Below are 17170 nucleotides of genomic sequence, written 5' to 3'. Positions count from 1 at the left end.
CTCCGCCGCGCGCTGACTCGGTGCGCGGCGATTGCTCACGGTACACGCTCCGCCGGAGGTGTCCGCAGGACGCTCGGCGTGCGCAGCACCAGGACCAGCGCCACCCAGGCGGCGGTCGCGCCGGCGATCACGGCGCCGGTGGCGCGGAAGGCCGCGAGCTGCGAGGCCCGGTCGGCGAGGTCCAGCGGGAGGGGGAGGCCGACGATGCCCGCGGCGCCGGCGACCAGGCCGACAACGCCGATCGCGCCGAGCACGAGGGCGCAGGCCAGCTCGGCCCGCGGCAGGCGCGGCACGTCCTGGCGGAGGTCGCGTCCGCGACGTCGCCGCCCCCGGCCGGCGTGCGCGGCCGCGCGGCGCAGCCGCCGCCTCGTGTGCAGCCCGTCCACCCCGAGCACGAGGAAGGTCCAGGCGGCGCTGACCGCGATCGCACCGATCACGTCGCTGGGCCGGTGCCATCCGGTGACGAGGGTGCCGATGCCGGCGGCGCCGCTCCACAGCAGGCCGAGCGGGGCGACCAGCGGCCGGGCCCGTCCGGCGACGAGCACGAGCGCGATCATCGTCGTCGCCGCGAGGGTGGAGTGGCCGGAGGGGAAGGAGTTCGTGGTCGGTTCGATGCCGGGGCCCAGCACCTCGCGGCTGACCAGCAGGTGCTTGATCACCTGGGTGGTGAGGTTCGCGCCGAGCACGAGCGAGGCGAGCGGCAGCAGCAGCGCGGGGCGGCGTCGCAGCAGCGCGATCACGGCGGTGAGCGCGAGCAGGGCGATGATCACCGGCATGCTCACCGTCTCCACCGCGAGCTCCGTGATCCGCGAGAGGAGGCCGTCGTGGTTCCGGGAGCCGGAGAGGGTCAGCTGGTCCAGCCGCTGACCGCTCGCGGTGCCGACCGCGCCGCGGGCCATCAGCACCACCGCCGCGCCGCACACAGCGGCGACCAGCAGCGACAGCAGCGGCCGGGCGAGGCCGACGGGGGAGGGCGGTGCGGGCTCCGCCGCGGGGAGGGCCTCGGGCGCCGTCACAGGGTCACCATCCCCGTCAGCGCGAGCTCGCGCACGGCGGGCAGGATCCGGGCACGGGTCTCCTCGACGTCCGCGTCGGTGAGGGCGCAGACCGCGGCGATCACCTGGCCGAGGGTGAGCGTCCCGTCGAGCGCGCCGACGGTCGCGGCGAGCGCCTGGTCTGCGGGCACGGTGCGGGCGAGGCCCGCGCCCTGCACCAGCTCGATGAGGAGCGGGTCCCACTGGCCGGGGGTGAGGTGACGGCGCTCCACGACGTCCTCGGCGCGGACGGGGCGGGTCGCGGCGAGCGCCTCGTCGTCCAGCGCGGAGAGACGGTCGAGCGCGGCGAGGGAGGCGGCCAGGTGCTCCGAGAGGGTGCCGCTGCCGGTGCCGGTCGCGAGCTCGGTGCGCAGCAGGCCGCGTCGGCCGGCGTCGGGGCGGCGCAGCAGCAGGTAGCCGAAGCCGATGCCCTCGACCGCGCGGGAGGCGAAGTCCTCCAGCCAGGCGTCGATCAGCGCGTCCCAGCGGTGATCGCGCGGCGTGATCCCGCCGTCGCGGGCCCAGGTCCCGGCGTACTCGGCGGGGTCCTCCCGGTCGCGCTGCAGCACCCAGGCGTCGACCCCGTCGGCGAGGGCGGGCTCGAGCCATGCCCGCGGATGCGCGAAGCCGTCCTCCTCGTCGGTGATCTCCCAGTTGCCGAGCATGACGGCGCTCGCGCCCGGGGCGAGGTGCGCGGGGAGCTGCGCGAGCAGCTCGGCGAGCAGGGTATCGCCGGCGCGGCCCCCGTCGCGGTAGGTCCAGGGGTCGTGCTCGTCGTCGTCCGCGCGGGGCGTGATCACGAAGGGCGGGTTGGAGACGACGAGGTCGAAGACCTCCCCGACGACGGGCTCGAGGAGGGAGCCGCGGCGCAGGTCGAGCTCGATCCCGTTCAGCGCCGCGTTGAAGGCGGCGAAGGCGAGGGCGCGCTCGGAGAGGTCGGTGGCCACGACGTGCTCGGCGTGGCGGGAGGCGTGCATCGCCTGGATCCCGCCGCCGCAGCCGAGGTCGAGCACCCGGCCGACCGGAGTGCGGGGCGTGATCCGGGCCAGGGTGAGGGAGGCGCCGCCCACGCCGAGGACGTGCTCGGGGGAGAGCGGGGCGCCGGTCGCGAGCTCGGAGAGGTCCGAGGCGATCCACCAGTGGACGGGGCCGGCATCGTCCTCGGCGGCGTAGGGCGCAAGATCCACGAGGGCGCGGACGGAGGGAGCGCCGGCCGCGGGCCCGTCGGCCGTGTGCCCATCGTGCCCGTCGGCCGTGGGCCGGTCGCCGGCGGGGCGGTCGGCGGGGGCGAGCAGGCCGAGCCGCTGCGCGCCCTCGAGGCCGAGGGTGGGCAGCGCCGCGGCGACCCTGGCCCCCGGCAGGGTCTCGCCGAGCACGAACAGGGCCAGGAGCGTCGCGGCCGGATCGGTGCTCTCGGCGAGCCGGCGACGGGCCGGCGCCGGGTCCTCGCGACGCAGCGCGGCGGAGGCGACGGCGCCGAGGACCTCCTCGAGGTGCTCGGTGACGTAGCGGGACTCGCGCAGGTCCGTGCCGAGGGCCTCGATCTCCGGGGTCAGGACGGTCGGGGCGGCGGCCGGTGCGTGCTCCGGGGTGGTGGCGGGCATGGCTACGATTGTGCCCCAGCGCGCCCGGAGGATTCCGGGGAGGACGTGCGGAGAATGCGCAGACCCTGTGGGGACGCGGGAGGACGGTGAGGGATGCGGGCAGGCAGGGCCTCGGAGCTGCTCGCCGACCTCAGCGCACCGCTGATCCGCCACGGCTGCCTCACCCACGTCGAGCGGCGGCCCGCCCGCGAGGGCCGACGGGGCAGCTTCCCGGAGTGGACCGATCCGCGCCTGGTCCTCCACCTCGCCGAGCGCGGCATCACCGCCCCCTGGGTCCACCAGGAGCAGGCGGCGCGCCTGGCGCATGACGGCCGGGACGTGGTGCTCGCCACCGCCACCGCTTCCGGGAAGTCCCTCGCCTACCTGCTGCCGACCCTCACTGCGATCGGGGCGCGGGAGATCGACCCCGGGGCGCCCCGCGCGACGGTGCTCTACCTCTCGCCCACCAAGGCGCTCGCCGCGGACCAGCTCACCAACATCACCGCCCTCGCCGACGGGGCCGGGATCCGCGACGCCCGCATCGCCGTGTACGACGGGGACACGCCGGCCGAGCAGCGCCGCTGGGTGCGCCGCCACGGCACCGTGGTGCTCACCAACCCCGACATGCTCCACTTCGGGATCCTGCCCGGGCACGAGCAGTGGGCCCACTTCTTCCGGGCGCTGCGCTACGTGGTGATCGACGAGTGCCACAGCTACCGGGGGGTGTTCGGCAGCCATGTGTCGATGGTGCTGCGGCGCCTGCGCCGGATCGCCGCGCGGTACGGGGCCGATCCCACCTTCGTGCTCGCCTCCGCCACCACCGCGAACCCGGAGCTGTCCGCCTCTCGGCTGATCGGACGGGACGTCGAGGCGGTCACCGAGGACGGCTCGCCCCGGGCCGGGCTCACGATCGGGCTGTGGGAGCCGGGCGCGCGCACCCGCGTGAACGGCCGCGGCGACCCGGCGCGGTGGGAGGAGCCGGGCCGCGACGCGAACGACGGCGAGGAGGTCGAGGGTCCCGACGGGGACGGGCAGGGCCGTCGCGAGGAGCCGCTGCGCCGCTCGGCCACCAGCGAGGCCGCCGCGCTGCTCGCCGATCTCGTCGAGCGGGACGTGCAGACCCTCGTCTTCGCCCGCTCGCGGCGTGGGGCGGAGCTGGTCTCCACCGGGGCGCGGCGCCTGCTGGGGCAGAAGGCGGAGGAGAGCGCCGATGCGCGCCTGGCCGATGCCGCGCAGCGGATCGCCGCCTATCGCGGCGGCTATCTCGCCCGCGAGCGACGCGGTCTCGAGGACTCCCTGCGCAGCGGCGAGCTGAGGGCCCTGGCCTCCACCAACGCCCTCGAGCTCGGGATCGACATCTCGGGGCTGGACGCCGTGGTCGTCGCCGGCTGGCCCGGCACCCGCGCCTCGCTGTGGCAGCAGTTCGGCCGCGCCGGCCGCCGGCAGGACTCGGACGGCGGCTCCCTGGCCCTGTTCGTCGCCCGCGAGGACCCGCTGGACACCTACGTGGTCCACCACCCCGAGACGGTGTTCGGCGCCGAGGTCGAGGCGGCCGTGTTCGATCCCGCCAACCCCTACGTGATGACCCCGCACCTGTGCGCCGCCGCCTCCGAGCTCGCGATCCGCGACGGCGAGGAGGAGATCTTCGGGCCGACGGCGCGGGAGCTGCTCACGACCCTCGCCGCCCGCGGCGTGCTCCGCTCCCGCGCCACCGGCTGGTACTGGACGCTGAGCGAGTCCGCGCACGAGCTCACCGACCTGCGCGGCAGCGGCGGGGAGCCGGTGCGGATCGTCGAAGAGGCGGGCGGGGAGCTGCTGGGCACGGTCGATGCCGCGAGCGCCCACACCCAGGTCCACGACGGCGCGGTGTACCTCCACCAGGGCCGCAGCTACGTGGTGAACAGACTGGACGTGGACCAGGCCGTCGCCTTCGTGCGACGGGAGGACCCGCTGCACTCCACCCATCCGCAGTCCGCCTCGACGCTCCGGATCCGCCAGGTGGACCGCGAGGTGCCCTGGAAGGACGGGGTGCGGCTGTGCTTCGGCACCGTGGACGTCACCGACCAGGTCACCGGCTACCAGGTGCGGGACGTGTTCACGCAGGCCGTCCTCGCCCAGCACCCGCTGGACCTGCCGCCGCGCACCCTGACCACCAAGGCGGTGTGGTGGGTGGTCCCGCGCGAGCGCACCGACGCCGCCGAGATCCCCGCCGAGGAGCTGCCCGGGGCGCTGCACGCCGCCGAGCACGCCGCGATCTCGATGCTCCCGCTGCTGGCCACCTGCGACCGCTGGGACATCGGCGGGCTCTCCGCCGCCGAGCACGAGGACACCGGGGCGCCGACGATCTTCGTGTACGACGGGGCGCCGGGCGGCGCGGGCTTCGCCGAGCGCGGGGCCGACGATGCCGCCGCGTGGGTGCGGGCGACGGCGGACATGATCGCCGAGTGCGGCTGCGAGGCGGGCTGCCCGGCCTGCGTGGTCTCGCCGAAGTGCGGCAACGGCAACGAGCCCCTGTCGAAGGCGCAGGCCGTGCGGCTCCTGGGACTGCTCGAGGAGTGAGCTCGGCGAGTCCGTGATCTCGCTGACGCCGCACTCCGGCTCGACGCTGGAGATCTTCCGCTCGGGCGGGATCGCGCTGGCCCTGATCGGAGGGCTGCTGCTGATCGCGTGACCCCTGCGCTGGGGGCTGCTGCCGCTGTCGGCGATGGGATCGATGCCGCTGACCGCCTACTCGGTGCACCTGGTCTCCCTGGTCGTGCTCGCGGGGCCCGGCGGATGGATCGCGGACAACCGCGTCTGGGTCGCCTCCGCCGTGGTGCTGCTCGTGGACTGCACCGCCTGGTCCGCGCTCAAGGGGCGCGGCCCGCTGGGGCGGGTCACCGCCTGGGCCGCACGGCGCGCCGGGCAGGCGGTCCCCGCCGCGGGACCCGGCCCCGCCCCGAGGTCCGCCGTCCGGTAGGTCGCTGGCTGCAGGTCGCCGTGGCGTCGGGGGCTTCGTCTCGTGCGGAGCCCGTCCTCGCTCACGTCTCCGGGACCTCCGACGGCCCGGGGCCCGCCCTCGATTCCGCGACCGCGGAGGGGAGCGCTCCGGCGTCGACCTCGACCCGGACGAGCACGTCCCATTCCCGCTGCTCGCATCCGGTGAGCGTCGCGCCGTTGCGCTCGGCCGTCTCCGCCGCGACCCGGCAGGGGTGCGGATGGGCGACCGCGAGCGCATCGGCGCCCGCGAGGGAGGCGAGATCCGCGGCGGTGCCCGCCTCGGCCCGGGCGAGCACCCCGCCGCCCAGCAGCGCGAGGGCGGCCACCACCGTGGTCGTCGTCCCCGTCCAGGCCAGCACCGACGCGCCTGACGTGCTCATGGCGTCCCTCCCTCGAGCAGCTGCGGCTCGAGCCGTGCCTCGGCGTCGGCGCTGAGGGACCAGGACGCGGTGGACATCGGCCCCGCGGGGGCGTGCAGCGTGCGCGTCACCTCGACCCGCACCCACTGGCCGGAGCCCGAGACGGACACGGCCGTGCCCTCCCCGCCGATCCGCTCCGCGACCTCGACCGCCACCGCGGTCTCCCCTCCCCGGGCGAGCTCCCGCACCGCGCCGCGCGCCGCGCTCTCGAGTCTCAGCTGGGAGGCCAGGCCCGCACCGGTCAGCAGCACGACCACCACCATCACCACCACGACGGGCAGCACGATCGCCGTCTCCGCCGTGGCGGACCCCCGGTCGTCCCGCAGGCGGGACGACCGGGCGGACCGCATCATCACGACCCCATCGACAGGGCGGAGGTGATGATCCCCATCAGCAGGGTCCGCACCTCCCCGGACGCCAGCAGGGCGACCAGGACGGCGGCGAAGCCGCAGGCCGCGAGCACGGTGATCGCGTACTCGGCGGTGGAGGCGCCGGTCTCGTCCCGCCAGCGGCGGGCGAGGGTGCGGCGCAGTCGGTTCCTCGTGCAGTGCATGGTGCTCCTCCTTCGTTCTGCGGGGCGGCGCTCGCCGTCCCGCGGTGGCGGCTCCCGCCGCCGACGCCGTCCCCGGGCGGGGACGACGGACCGGGACCTTCCCGGTGATCCGTGGCCTCACGCTCCGCCGGAGGTGAGGGAGAGGGTGCCGCCCAGCAGGGAGATCACGGTCGGCACGATGCCGAGGGCGACGAAGGCCGGCAGCAGCGCCGCTCCGGTGGGCAGCACGAGGCGGACGGCGAGCTCGGCGGCGCGCACCTCGGCGTCCCGGGCGCGGCCGCGCCGGGCGTCCCGCGCCGCGGAGCGCAGCACCCTCGCGAGATCCGCGCCGGTCTCCTCCGCGAGCACGGCGGAGCGTCCCAGGGCGTCGAGCTCCGCGGGGAGCGCGTCGACCGCGAGCCGTGCAGGGGCCCCGGCGGCGAGGGCGGAGGCGACGGCCCGCATCGCCTCGGCGTCCGTCCCTCCCGGCAGGGCTGCGGCGACCGCGGCGAGGGCGCGGGACAGCGGCAGCCCCGACTCGAGCGCCCCGGCGATCAGCTCGAGCGCGACCGACGGGTCCACCTCCGTGCGCAGGGGAGGGTCGGCGCTGCGCAGCAGGCGGCGCATCCACCACCAGCCCAGCACCGTCAGGCCGGTCCCCGCCCCGCCGAGCAGCCGTCCCGAGGTCGAGGCGACCAGGAGCCGCAGCGGGTCGCCGCCCAGGAGCATGCCGAGGCCCAGTCCGGCCAGCGGCAGCACGAGCAGGATCCGGGCGGTCGAGCGCGGGCCCGCGAAGGCGCTGCGCCGCGCCTGCGCGGCGTCGTGGAGGTCGCGCAGGGCGTCGGCGAGGTGCTGGAGCATCACGGCGGCCGGGGCGCCCGTCCGCTCGCACACCGCGAGCGCGGCGCCCAGCGAGGCGACCGTCGGCGCTCCGCGCAGCCGTCCGCCCGCCGCGCGGCGCGGATCCGCTCCTGCGGCGGAGGCGCGGGCCAGATCCCGCAGGTCCCCGTCGGGAAGGGCGCGCGCGAGCGCACCCCAACCCTGCCGGATGCTCGCCCCGGAGCTGATCACGCTCGCGAGCTGCTCGACCGTGCGGGCCAGGTCCAGCGGACCGGACGAAGCGCGGCGGGGCCGGGAGGCCCTCACCGGCGCTCCGGCGGGGAGCGCCGGCGGGACGAGCACCCACAGCAGCACGAGCGCGAGGGCGCCGACGGCGAGGACGGGGATCATGCCGCCCTCCGTCCCGCTGCCCGGGCGGGCCCCGCGCCCGCCCCGTGATGCAGGCGGGAGGCGAGATGCTCCGCGGCCGGCCCCTCCCGCAGCGTCCCGCCCTGCGAGCGCAGCGCGGCCCGGGCGGTGAGCATCCCGTCCCCTCCGCGCGAGAGCACCGCGATCTCCTCCAGCACGCGCAGCCCGTCGCGTCGGCCCAGGTGCACGACGACCTCGAGGGCGCTCGCCACCTGCGCGGCGAGCGCGCCGCGGTCCAGCCCGCCGAGGGCGCCGAGCGCCTCGAGCCGGGCGGGGACGTCCGCCGCAGTGTTCGCGTGGACAGTGCCACAGCCGCCGTCGTGCCCCGTGTTCAGCGCCTGCAGGAGCTCACGGATCTCCTCGCCGCGGCACTCCCCGAGCACGATCCGGTCCGGCCGCATGCGCAGGCTCTGCCGCACCAGCGCGGTGAGGTCGACGGCGCCCGCGCCCTCGCTGTTCGCGTGCCGCGACTGCAGGTGCACGACATGGGGGTGGTCCACGGCGAGCTCGAGCACGTCCTCGACCACGACGATGCGCTCCTGCGGCAGAGCCTCGTGGAGCATCGCGGCCAGCAGCGTCGACTTCCCGGTGCCCGTGCCGCCCGTGACCAGGAAGGGCACCCGGGAGCGGACCAGCGCGCGAAGCACCTCCCGCACAGCGGGGGTCAGCGCCCCCAGACGCTCGAGATCGTCGAGGTCCAGGCGGTCCCGCGAGGGCAGGCGCAGCGAGAGGATCGCCCCGCCCGGGGAGAGCGGAGGGAGCACGGCATGGAAGCGGATCCCGGAGGGGAGGTGCGCATCGGCCCAGGGCACTGCATCGTCGAGGCGACGACCGCCGGAGGTCGCCAGGCGCACCGCGAGATCCCTCGCCTCGCCGGCGGTGAGGCGGAGCCCCGCGGGACGGAGCCCGCCCGAGTCGTCCACCCAGACCGTCCCGTCGTCGTTGACCAGCAGGTCCGTGACCCCGGGGGCGATGAGCCCCTGCAGGGGGCCGAGGCCGTCGACGTGGTCCCGCACCCGCGCGGTCAGCTCGAGGGTCGCCGCGGCACCCAGCACCCGCCCCTGGGCGCGCAGCACCCGAGCGATCCGCGGCACGTCCACCGCGCCGGGGGAGCGCACCAGGTCCTCCCTCACTCCCGCGAGCAGGGTGTCGAGGGAGCCCTCGTCCGTGCTCCGGCCGCTCATGCCGGCCCCTGCATCATGAGCTCGGCGAGCAGCTCACGGGTGGCGCGATCCGCACCTCGGCGTCGCACGTCCAGCAGCGGGACCGTGCCGCGGGGGCTGTCGCGGAAGGAGGCGGCGAGGGGGAGGTCCAGGTCCTCGGCGACATCGGCGGCGGAGAGCCCGCCGCCGCGGCGCACCGCCGCTCTCGTGAGCCCGGCCGGCGGCGACCACTCCCGCAGGCGTCGCGCGGCGGACCGCACCGCATGGTCGCTCGCGGGCAGCACCAGCAGGAGCTCGTCCAGGTGAGGGATCGCGCAGGGGACGAGCGCAGCGGCGAGGTCCACCACGACCGTGCCGTCGAGAGGGCCGAGCGCCGCGAGCACGCGCGGCAGGTCCTCCTGGTCGGGTCCGGGCCTCTCCCCGGCCACGAGCAGGTGCACCTCGTCGATGCGCGGCAGGCCCGAGCGCAGGGCCTCGCCATCGTCGACGCCGAGCGACGCGGTCTGCGACCAGTCCAGGCCCGGGGCGCCGCTCGCCTCGACCAGCAGGTCGAGCCCTCCGCCCAGCGGATCCGCGTCCAGCAGCGCCACGGGGCCGTGGCGGCGCGCGGCCCCGGCGAGCCGGGCGGCGAAGCTCGAGGCGCCGGCCCCGCCGCACCCTCCGGTCACGCCGATCAGACGGGCGCCCGAGCGGGTGCGGGTGAGCTCGGCAATGCGCGAGAGCAGCTCCTCCGAGGCCGAGGGCAGCGGCAGGACCGCGAGGGCACCGGCCTCGAGCGCGAGGGGCCACAGCTCGGCGGGCACCTGCTCGGCGGCGAGGACGACGATCAGCGGGGCACGGCCCGGGGCGGCGCCGGGGGAGCGGGGCGCGCCGTCGCGGAGGGCGTCGGCAGGGACGACGGTGCAGCCCGCCGTCTCGTGGGGATCCTCGAGGAGCCAGGAGCCGGCCGCCGTGGCATGGTCCGCCACGAGCTCCCGCAGGGGACCCTCCGGTCCCACCCATCGGACACCCCGACAGGGCCTCCCGGGGCTCCCGGCGCGGTCTTGCCCGGCGCCCGGGAAGCGGGAGCGGGGCCGTCTCGGTGCGCGGGCCGCGGAGGGGTTGAGGGAGGCGGGAGCTGAGGTCCGCTCGGGTCCTGCAGAGCTCGGCGAGCGGTCGGCGGCGGAGGCGATGGTGCTGGTCATGCCGCCATCGTGGCGAGCACGGGCGGAGTGCGACAGGTCGTCGGCGCGACGGTGGACGGACGGGGTCTGTGGAGGAGAGGTCGCCGGGACGAGGGTCCTTGCGTCCTCCCCTCCGGGCGGGTAGTGTGAGATGCACCACGACGGATACCGGCATCGGAACCCACGTACGACTGGTCCCCGCAACGGACCGGCTGTGAGACGTCGACAGCGTCACCGCAGCTGCTTCACGTGTACGCCTGATCCTGATGCAGACGGCCCGTCAGGAGCGGCGGTGCGACTCGATCGCACCGCCGCTCCACCATGTCCGGACCCGGTGCGGGAGCCGCCCGGGCCGAAGCGCCCTCAGAGCTCCAGATCCACCACGACCGGCGCGTGGTCCGAGGCGCCCTTGCCCTTGCGCTCCTCGCGGTCGATGAAGGACCCGGTGACCGCGCTCTGCACGGCGGGGGAGCCGAGCACGAAGTCGATGCGCATGCCCTCCTTCTTCGGGAAGCGCAGCGCCTGGTAGTCCCAGTAGGTGTACACCCCGGGCCCGGGATGCTCGGGCCGCACGACGTCGGCGAAGCCCTCGTCCACGACCGCGCGGAAGGCCGCCCGCTCCGGCTCGGTGACGTGGGTCCTGCCCTCGAAGAAGTCCATGTCCCACACGTCGTCGTCCTGCGGGGCCACGTTGAAGTCGCCGACGAGCGCGACCTTCGCCGCCGCGTCCGCGGCGAGCTCGCGCGCGCCCTCGGCGCGCAGCGCCTCGAGCCAGCGCAGCTTGTAGGGGTAGTGCGGGTGGTCCAGCTCGCGGCCGTTGGGCACGTACAGCGACCAGATCCGCAGCCCGTCCCCGACGATCCCGCCGAGCGCACGCGCCTCGACCACCCCGGTCTCGTCCTCGGGCCAGGTGGGAACGGCCGGGAGCTGCGTGCGCACGTCGGACAGGCCCACGCGCGAGATCAGCGCGACGCCGTTCCACTGGTTCAGCCCGTGCGCCGCGACCTCGTAGCCGGCCGCCTCGAGCGCGGTCAGGTCGAGCTGGGTGGGCTTCGCCTTGATCTCCTGCAGGGCGAGGACGTCCACCTCGTGCCGTTCGAGGAAGGCGAGCACGCGGTCCATCCGGGCCCGCAGCGAGTTGATGTTCCAGGTCGCGATGCGCATGCCGCCGATCCTACGGGGCACGGGCGCGCGTCCGCCTCGAATGCTCCATGGCAGGCTCCGGACCTGCGTAGACTCTGTCCATGGCGCGCGCACTCGTCACGGGATCCACTTCAGGGCTGGGACTCGAGTTCGGCTGGCAGCTGGCCGGCACCGGGCACGACCTGGTCCTCGTCTCGCGTGACGAGGACCGTCTGCGCGCCGTCGCCGAGCAGATCCGGGACGTCCACGACGTCACGGTCGAGGTGATGTCGGTCGACCTCTCCGACCGCCGCGAGCTCGAGCGGGTCGAGGTCCGCCTGACCGACCCCGTCGACCCCGTCGACCTGCTCGTGAACAACGCCGGCTACGGGCTGCGCGGCGGCTTCCTCGAGGTGGGGATCGAGGACCACGAGAAGCAGCTCGACACCCTGATGCGGGCCGTGCTCGTGCTCTCCCACGCCGCGGCCCGGTCCATGGTCCAGCGCCGCCGCGGAGCGATCCTCAACGTCAGCTCCCTCGCCGGGTACACCACCGCCGGCCCCTACGCGGCCTCCAAGAGCTGGGTCACCGTGTTCACCGAGTCCCTCGCCATGGAGCTCAGGGACACCGGCGTCACCGCCACCGCCCTGCTGCCCGGCTTCGTCCAGACCGAGTTCCACGAGCGGGCCGCGATGTCGATGGACGGGCTGCCCCGCATCACCTGGCTGAAGGCCCCGTACGTCGTCGAGCAGGCGCTGAGGGATGCGGCCAAGGGCTCGATCCTGTCGATCCCGTCGGTGAAGTACCGCACCGCGGGGGAGATGTCCCGGATCGCGCCGCGACCGCTCGTGCGCGCCATGACCTCCCCGAACTGGTACCGACGCCTGCAGGCGCGGTCGGTGGAGCGCTCCCGTCGTCGGGCCTCCCGCCGCAACCTTCGCGCCCCCTGGCAGCGCGAGGACGACGCTCTCTGACGGGATGGGCATCCACTACCCTGGCCGCATGTCCTCCACCAGCACGGATCCTGTCCACCAGCTCCCGATCGACGAGGCCCGCGAGCGTCTGCGCGTCCTCATCCGCGACCTCGCCGTGGTGCGCGGCCGCGTCACCCTCTCCTCGGGAGCGGAGGCGGACCACTACGTGGATCTGCGCCGCATCACCCTGCACCACGAGGCCGCGCCGCTCGTCGGCCGCGTCATGCTCGACCTGCTGCAGCGCGAGGGCCTCGTGCCCGGCGTCGAGGCCGTCGGCGGGCTCACCCTGGGCGCGGACCCTGTGGCGACCTCGATCCTGCACGTTTCCGCCGCCGATCCGGCGCTCGATGCGCTGGACGCCTTCGTGGTCCGCAAGGCGAACAAGGCCCACGGCCTGCAGCGCCGCATCGAGGGCCCGGACGTCTCGGGCCGCCGCGTCGTCGCGGTCGAGGACACCTCCACCACCGGCGGCAGCGTGCTCACGGCCTGCGAGGCGCTCGCCGAGGCCGGCGCGGACATCGCCGCGGTCGCCGTGATCGTGCACCGCGCCGACGCCTCCCGCGACGCGGTCGAGCAGGCCGGGCACCGCTACCTCTCCGCCTACGACATCTCCGAGCTGGAGATCTGAGGCCGAAGCTCCCGGAGCTCCCGGAGCTCGACCGGACCCGACCCGCCCGGATCAGACCTGGTCGGCGGCGAAGGTGTCGCAGGAGGCGATCGTGCCCTGCTCGTAGCCGGTGGTGAACCAGGCCCGACGCTGCTCCGAGGAGCCGTGGGTCCAGGTCTCGGGCCGCACCTGCCCGCCGGCGACGTCGCCCTGGATGTGGTCGTCGCCCACGGCGCTGGCGGCCGAGAGCGCGGACTCGATGTCCTCCGCGGTCAGCGGCTGCAGCATCGCATTGCCCTCGTCGTCCACGGAGCTCGCGGCGTGATGCGCCCACACGCCGGCGTAGCAGTCGGCCTGCAGCTCGAGCCGCACCCCGTCGGACTGCGGGCCGGTCCGGGAGCGGTCCGCGGTCTCCATCACCCCGGTCAGGTACTGGATGTGGTGGCCGTACTCGTGGGCGACCACGTACATCTTCGCGAGCTGCCCGCCGTCGGCCCCGTACTGGGTGGCCAGCGAGTCGAAGAAGGACACGTCGACGTAGAGGGTCATGTCGGCCGGGCAGTAGAAGGGGCCGACGTCGGCGGTCGCCGCACCGCAGCCGGTCTGCACCTGGTCGGAGAAGATGAGGCCCTGCGCCTCGACGAAGTCGATGCCCTCGGCGGGGGCGAGCTGACCCCACGTGGAGTCCGCGGACTCCACGGTCGCCTGGACCAGGCAGTCGTCGCGCTCGTTGGCGTCGGCGCCGCTGAGGCAGTGGTCCAGCGAGCCGCCCTCGGCCGCCGGCCCCTGCTGCGTGCTGCTGCCGCCGAGCAGGTCCAGCGGGTTGCCGCCGACCAGCGTGTAGATCAGGACCACCACGAGCAGCAGGCAGCCGGCGCCGCCGCCGAGCTTGAGCCCGCCGCCGCCCCGCCCGCCGCCACGCGGGGAGAAGCCGCCCCCGCCACGACCTGCGGCGGAGACGTTGTCGGAGCGGATCTCCGCGTTCGGGTTGAAGGTCATGCGCACAGAGTAGACCGGGAGTCCGCTGTGAACGGCCGGAACAGCGTTCGTGGAGGTCCTGGGCAGGCCGCGGGCGGGCCGGGGCGCGCGCCCGGGGCGGGCACCTAGACTCGGGGGCGGGCCGACGAGGTCCGACTCCTCCACCACGACCTCCGGGAGCCACCAGCATGAACATCGTCGACTGGGCCGTCTCGACCATGGACGCCCTCGGGCCGCTCGGCGTGTTCCTGCTGATCTTCCTCGAGAACATCTTCCCGCCGATCCCCTCCGAGGTGATCCTGCCGCTGGCGGGCGTGACCTCCGCCGGGCCGAACCAGTCCTTCTGGCTGATGCTGCTGGCCTCGATCGCGGGATCCGTCGTCGGGGCCTGGCTGCTCTACGGGATCGGGCGCCTGCTGGGCCCCGGGCGGCTGCGGGTCCTCTTCATCCGCCTGCCGCTGGTGCACGTGGAGGACTACGACAAGACCGTCGCGTTCATGGACGAGCACGGCTACAAGGCGATCTTCTTCGGCCGCTTCGTGCCCGGCATCCGCTCGCTGATCTCGATCCCGGCCGGCCTCTACGCGATGCCGATCGGGATGTTCACCCTGCTCACCGCGATCGGCAGCGGCATCTGGAACACCCTGTTCATCACCATCGGCTACTTCATGGGCTCGAACTGGACCGTCATCGAGCCCTACACCGGCATCTTCTCCAACGTCGCCTACGCCGTGATCCTGCTGATCGTGCTGTGGTTCGCGGTCAGGCTCGTGCTGCGCGAGCGCAAGCGCCGCAGGCTCGGCCTGCCCGACCCCGACGCCCAGGAGCTCGAGGCGCTCGAGGAGCAGAAGGACCCCGAGCGCGCCGAGGAGCGATGAGCGAGGCTCCCCGCGCAGCGGACCCCGGCCGCGAGGTCGGCGTCGGCCCTCATCCTGAGCCCTGGCCCGAGGATCCCCGAATGGACCCGGAGCTGCTCGCCGGCGGCGACCGCCGCAACGTCGAGGACCGTTTCCGCTACTGGCGGCGCGAGGCGATCGTCGCCGAGCTCGACACCCGCCGCCACGACCTCCACGTCGCGATCGAGAACCTCGAGCACGACGCGAACATCGGCTCCGTGGTCCGCACCGCGAACGCCTTCGCCGTCGGCGCCTTCCACATCGTCGGCAGGCGCCGCTGGAACCGGCGGGGCGCCATGGTCACCGACCGCTACCAGCACGAGATCCACCACCCCGACGCCGCCCACCTCATCGCCTGGGCGCGCGAGCAGGGCCGGCCGCTGGTCGCGATCGACCTCGTGCCCGGGGCGGTCCCGCTCGAGCGCACCGCCCTCCCGCGCGACGCGGTGCTCGTGGTGGGACAGGAGGGGCCGGGGGTGAGCCGCGAGCTGCTGGAGGCGGCGGATCTCGTCGTCGGCATCACCCAGTTCGGCTCGACCCGTTCGCTCAACGTCGCCGCGGCCGCCGCGATCGCGATGCACGCCTGGGTGCTGCAGCACGCCGAGATCCCCGAGGGCCCGCTGCGCTGAGCCGTCCACCCGGGACCCCCGGCCGGAGGATGCCGGGTGCCCTGTGGAACAATGGCCACGATCGGACGACCCCGTGCGGAGCACCGCCGGTCGTCATCGACCCCACCGACGAAGGAGAGTGCCCCCATGGCAGTCGTTTCCCCGGATCAGTACGCAGAGATGATCGATCGCGCCAAGGCGGGCAAGTTCGCCTACCCGGCCGTGAACGTCTCCAGCTCGCAGACCGCCACCGCCGCCCTCCAGGGCTTCGCCGAGGCGAACTCCGACGGCATCATCCAGGTGTCCTTCGGCGGCGCCGAGTACCTCTCCGGCTCCACCATCAAGGACCGCGTCGCGGGCTCCATCGCGCTGGCCGAGTACGTCCACGCCGTCGCGAAGAACTACCCGATCAACGTCGCGCTGCACACCGACCACTGCGCCAAGGAGGTCCTGCCCACCTGGGTCGAGCCCCTCATCGAGTGGGACCTCGAGAACCGCGTGAGCAAGGGCCTGGACCCGCTGTTCCAGTCGCACATGTGGGACGGCTCCGCCGTGCCGGTCGACGAGAACCTCGAGATCGCCGAGAAGCTGCTCGAGAAGTCCGTCGCCGCCAAGAAGATCCTCGAGATCGAGGTCGGCGTGGTCGGCGGCGAGGAGGACGGCGTGGAGGCGAACGTCTCCAACGACAAGCTCTTCTCCACCCCCGAGGACGGCCTGAAGACCGCCAAGAAGCTCGGCCTGGGCGAGCGCGGCCGCTACCTCACCGCGCTGACCTTCGGCAATGTGCACGGCGTGTACAAGCCGGGCAACGTGAAGCTGCGCCCCTCGGTCCTGCTGGACATCCAGAAGGCCGTCGGCGCCGAGTACGGCCGGGACATGCCCTTCGACCTGGTGATGCACGGCGGTTCAGGCTCCACCCTGGAGGAGATCCAGGAGGCCGTCGACAACGGCGTCATCAAGATGAACATCGACACCGACACCCAGTACGCCTTCACCCGCCCCGTCGCCTCGCACATGTTCGAGAACTACTCGGGCGTGCTGAAGGTCGACGGCGAGGTCGGCAACAAGAAGGCCTACGACCCCCGCGCCTGGGGCAAGAAGGCCGAGGCCGGCATGGCCGCCCGCATCGTCGAGGCCTGCGAGAACCTCCGCTCGGCCGGCACCCACCAGGCCTGAGCGACCACCTGAAGCGCTGAGCGCCGACCCGGCGCCTGCACGAGAAGGACCCCGGAGCCCCATGGCTCCGGGGTCCTTCCCTGTCCGGAGACGAGCCGGCCGCTGCGGCGCTCCTGTCCTTCCTGTGACGCTCCTGCCCTTCCTGCGCTGCTCTCACCCCGCCCGCGCTGCTCCTGCCCCGCGCGCGGCGGGGCGGCGAGAATCTGTGAGTCCCAGGACTCATGCGCGAGGGTGCATGGGTCCTGGGACTCACAAAAGGTGGCGGACCGAGGGGCGGCCCGCGGTGTGCCCGAGGGTCGGCCGACGGTGTGCCCGAGGGGCGGCCGACGGGGTGGACGCGGGGGTGGCCGGCGGCGGTCAGCTCACCAGCGGTTGCCCTGGGCGCGGCCCATGACCCGCTTCAGCGCGGGCAGCACGTCGGCCAGGAAGATCCCGGCGATGATCACGCCGGCCAGCATGAACAGCATGCTGCTGCCGCGGCCGATCGGGTACGGCAGGGACAGGAAGCCCAGCAGCATCGCGACGCCGGTCAGCACGCACCAGAACACCTTCGAGCGCTTGCCCGCAGCCGTGTAGGCGTCGGGGCGGAAGCGCAGCGCGTTGACGAACGCCCAGATCTCGAGGGCGAGCAGGGCCACGGCGAGGACCAGGAAGATCCACATCTGGATGAGGGCGATCATCGTTCCAG

The 17170-nt window shown here is 74.5% G+C and carries 18 protein-coding genes; 7 read left to right on the top strand and 11 right to left on the bottom strand.

The window, feature by feature from the left end:
* Nucleotides 1-35: 35 nt before the first annotated feature.
* Together L3K22_RS09370 and L3K22_RS09365 are read right to left on the bottom strand one after the other, a co-directional pair.
* On the bottom strand, nt 36-1016 hold the full coding sequence (locus L3K22_RS09370) for a phosphatase PAP2 family protein (RefSeq protein ID WP_263311145.1): 981 nt from the start codon (nt 1014-1016) through the stop codon (nt 36-38).
* Entirely contained in the window at nt 1013-2638 is a 1626-nt protein-coding gene (locus L3K22_RS09365; RefSeq protein WP_263311144.1) for a DUF7059 domain-containing protein, read from the bottom strand. The genes L3K22_RS09370 and L3K22_RS09365 overlap by 4 nt, the downstream gene beginning before the upstream one ends.
* Nucleotides 2639-2731: 93 nt before the next feature.
* On the opposite strand from L3K22_RS09365, the gene sftH reads away from it, so the two are divergent.
* Entirely contained in the window at nt 2732-5176 is a 2445-nt protein-coding gene (gene sftH / locus L3K22_RS09360) for a DEAD/DEAH box helicase (protein ID WP_263311143.1), read from the top strand.
* Between the two features lie 154 nt (nt 5177-5330).
* Entirely contained in the window at nt 5331-5576 is a 246-nt protein-coding gene (locus L3K22_RS09355) for a hypothetical protein (RefSeq protein ID WP_263311142.1), read from the top strand.
* Between the two features lie 61 nt (nt 5577-5637).
* Here the strand turns inward: L3K22_RS09355 and L3K22_RS09350 are convergent, their stop codons facing one another.
* From L3K22_RS09350 to L3K22_RS09320, 7 genes are all read right to left on the bottom strand, one after another.
* Nucleotides 5638-5976, bottom strand: coding sequence for an Rv3654c family TadE-like protein (locus L3K22_RS09350; RefSeq protein WP_259815391.1), 339 nt, complete (start codon nt 5974-5976; stop codon nt 5638-5640).
* Nucleotides 5973-6368, bottom strand: a complete 396-nt coding sequence (locus tag L3K22_RS09345) for a TadE family type IV pilus minor pilin (protein ID WP_263311157.1) — start codon at nt 6366-6368, stop codon at nt 5973-5975. The genes L3K22_RS09350 and L3K22_RS09345 overlap by 4 nt, the downstream gene beginning before the upstream one ends.
* Nucleotides 6368-6568, bottom strand: a complete 201-nt coding sequence (locus L3K22_RS09340) for a DUF4244 domain-containing protein (RefSeq protein WP_010549540.1) — start codon at nt 6566-6568, stop codon at nt 6368-6370. The genes L3K22_RS09345 and L3K22_RS09340 overlap by 1 nt, the downstream gene beginning before the upstream one ends.
* A 117-nt stretch (nt 6569-6685) precedes the next feature.
* Nucleotides 6686-7777: a type II secretion system F family protein gene (locus tag L3K22_RS09335; RefSeq protein WP_263311141.1), complete on the bottom strand. Its 1092-nt coding sequence runs from the start codon at nt 7775-7777 to the stop codon at nt 6686-6688.
* Nucleotides 7774-8979: a TadA family conjugal transfer-associated ATPase gene (locus L3K22_RS09330; protein ID WP_263311140.1), complete on the bottom strand. Its 1206-nt coding sequence runs from the start codon at nt 8977-8979 to the stop codon at nt 7774-7776. The genes L3K22_RS09335 and L3K22_RS09330 overlap by 4 nt, the downstream gene beginning before the upstream one ends.
* On the bottom strand, nt 8976-9926 hold the full coding sequence (locus tag L3K22_RS09325) for a CpaE-like family protein (RefSeq protein WP_263311139.1): 951 nt from the start codon (nt 9924-9926) through the stop codon (nt 8976-8978). Before L3K22_RS09325 ends, L3K22_RS09330 begins: the two co-directional genes overlap by 4 nt.
* A gap of 558 nt (nt 9927-10484) precedes the next feature.
* Entirely contained in the window at nt 10485-11285 is an 801-nt protein-coding gene (locus tag L3K22_RS09320; protein WP_263311138.1) for an exodeoxyribonuclease III, read from the bottom strand.
* An 80-nt stretch (nt 11286-11365) separates the two neighbouring features.
* Here L3K22_RS09320 and L3K22_RS09315 point away from each other — a divergent pair, with 80 nt between their 5' ends.
* Entirely contained in the window at nt 11366-12217 is an 852-nt protein-coding gene (locus tag L3K22_RS09315; RefSeq protein ID WP_263311137.1) for an SDR family NAD(P)-dependent oxidoreductase, read from the top strand.
* A gap of 28 nt (nt 12218-12245) precedes the next feature.
* Entirely contained in the window at nt 12246-12845 is a 600-nt protein-coding gene (locus L3K22_RS09310) for an orotate phosphoribosyltransferase (protein ID WP_263311136.1), read from the top strand.
* Nucleotides 12846-12896: 51 nt separating this feature from the next.
* On the opposite strand, the gene ypfJ is transcribed toward L3K22_RS09310, so the two are convergent.
* Complete coding sequence (ypfJ, locus tag L3K22_RS09305) at nt 12897-13823, bottom strand: KPN_02809 family neutral zinc metallopeptidase (protein ID WP_263311135.1); 927 nt, start codon at nt 13821-13823, stop codon at nt 12897-12899.
* A 167-nt stretch (nt 13824-13990) separates the two neighbouring features.
* Between ypfJ and L3K22_RS09300 the strand changes: the two genes are divergently transcribed.
* The 3 genes from L3K22_RS09300 to fbaA all read left to right on the top strand — a co-directional run bounded on the left by L3K22_RS09300 (nt 13991) and on the right by fbaA (nt 16482).
* Entirely contained in the window at nt 13991-14680 is a 690-nt protein-coding gene (locus L3K22_RS09300) for a DedA family protein (protein ID WP_263311134.1), read from the top strand.
* Nucleotides 14677-15327, top strand: coding sequence for a TrmH family RNA methyltransferase (locus L3K22_RS09295; protein WP_263311133.1), 651 nt, complete (start codon nt 14677-14679; stop codon nt 15325-15327). Before L3K22_RS09300 ends, L3K22_RS09295 begins: the two co-directional genes overlap by 4 nt.
* A 126-nt stretch (nt 15328-15453) precedes the next feature.
* Nucleotides 15454-16482, top strand: coding sequence for a class II fructose-bisphosphate aldolase (gene fbaA / locus L3K22_RS09290; RefSeq protein ID WP_263311132.1), 1029 nt, complete (start codon nt 15454-15456; stop codon nt 16480-16482).
* A gap of 362 nt (nt 16483-16844) precedes the next feature.
* Here fbaA and L3K22_RS09285 read toward each other — a convergent pair whose 3' ends face one another.
* Entirely contained in the window at nt 16845-17162 is a 318-nt protein-coding gene (locus L3K22_RS09285) for a DUF2516 family protein (protein WP_263311131.1), read from the bottom strand.
* Nucleotides 17163-17170 lie beyond the last annotated feature (8 nt).

This window comes from Brachybacterium atlanticum (genome assembly GCF_025669985.1).
Classification (GTDB): Bacteria; Actinomycetota; Actinomycetes; order Actinomycetales; family Dermabacteraceae; genus Brachybacterium; species Brachybacterium conglomeratum.
Note: the sequence above shows the minus strand (reverse complement) of the source record. Positions and strands in the feature narration are given on the sequence as shown.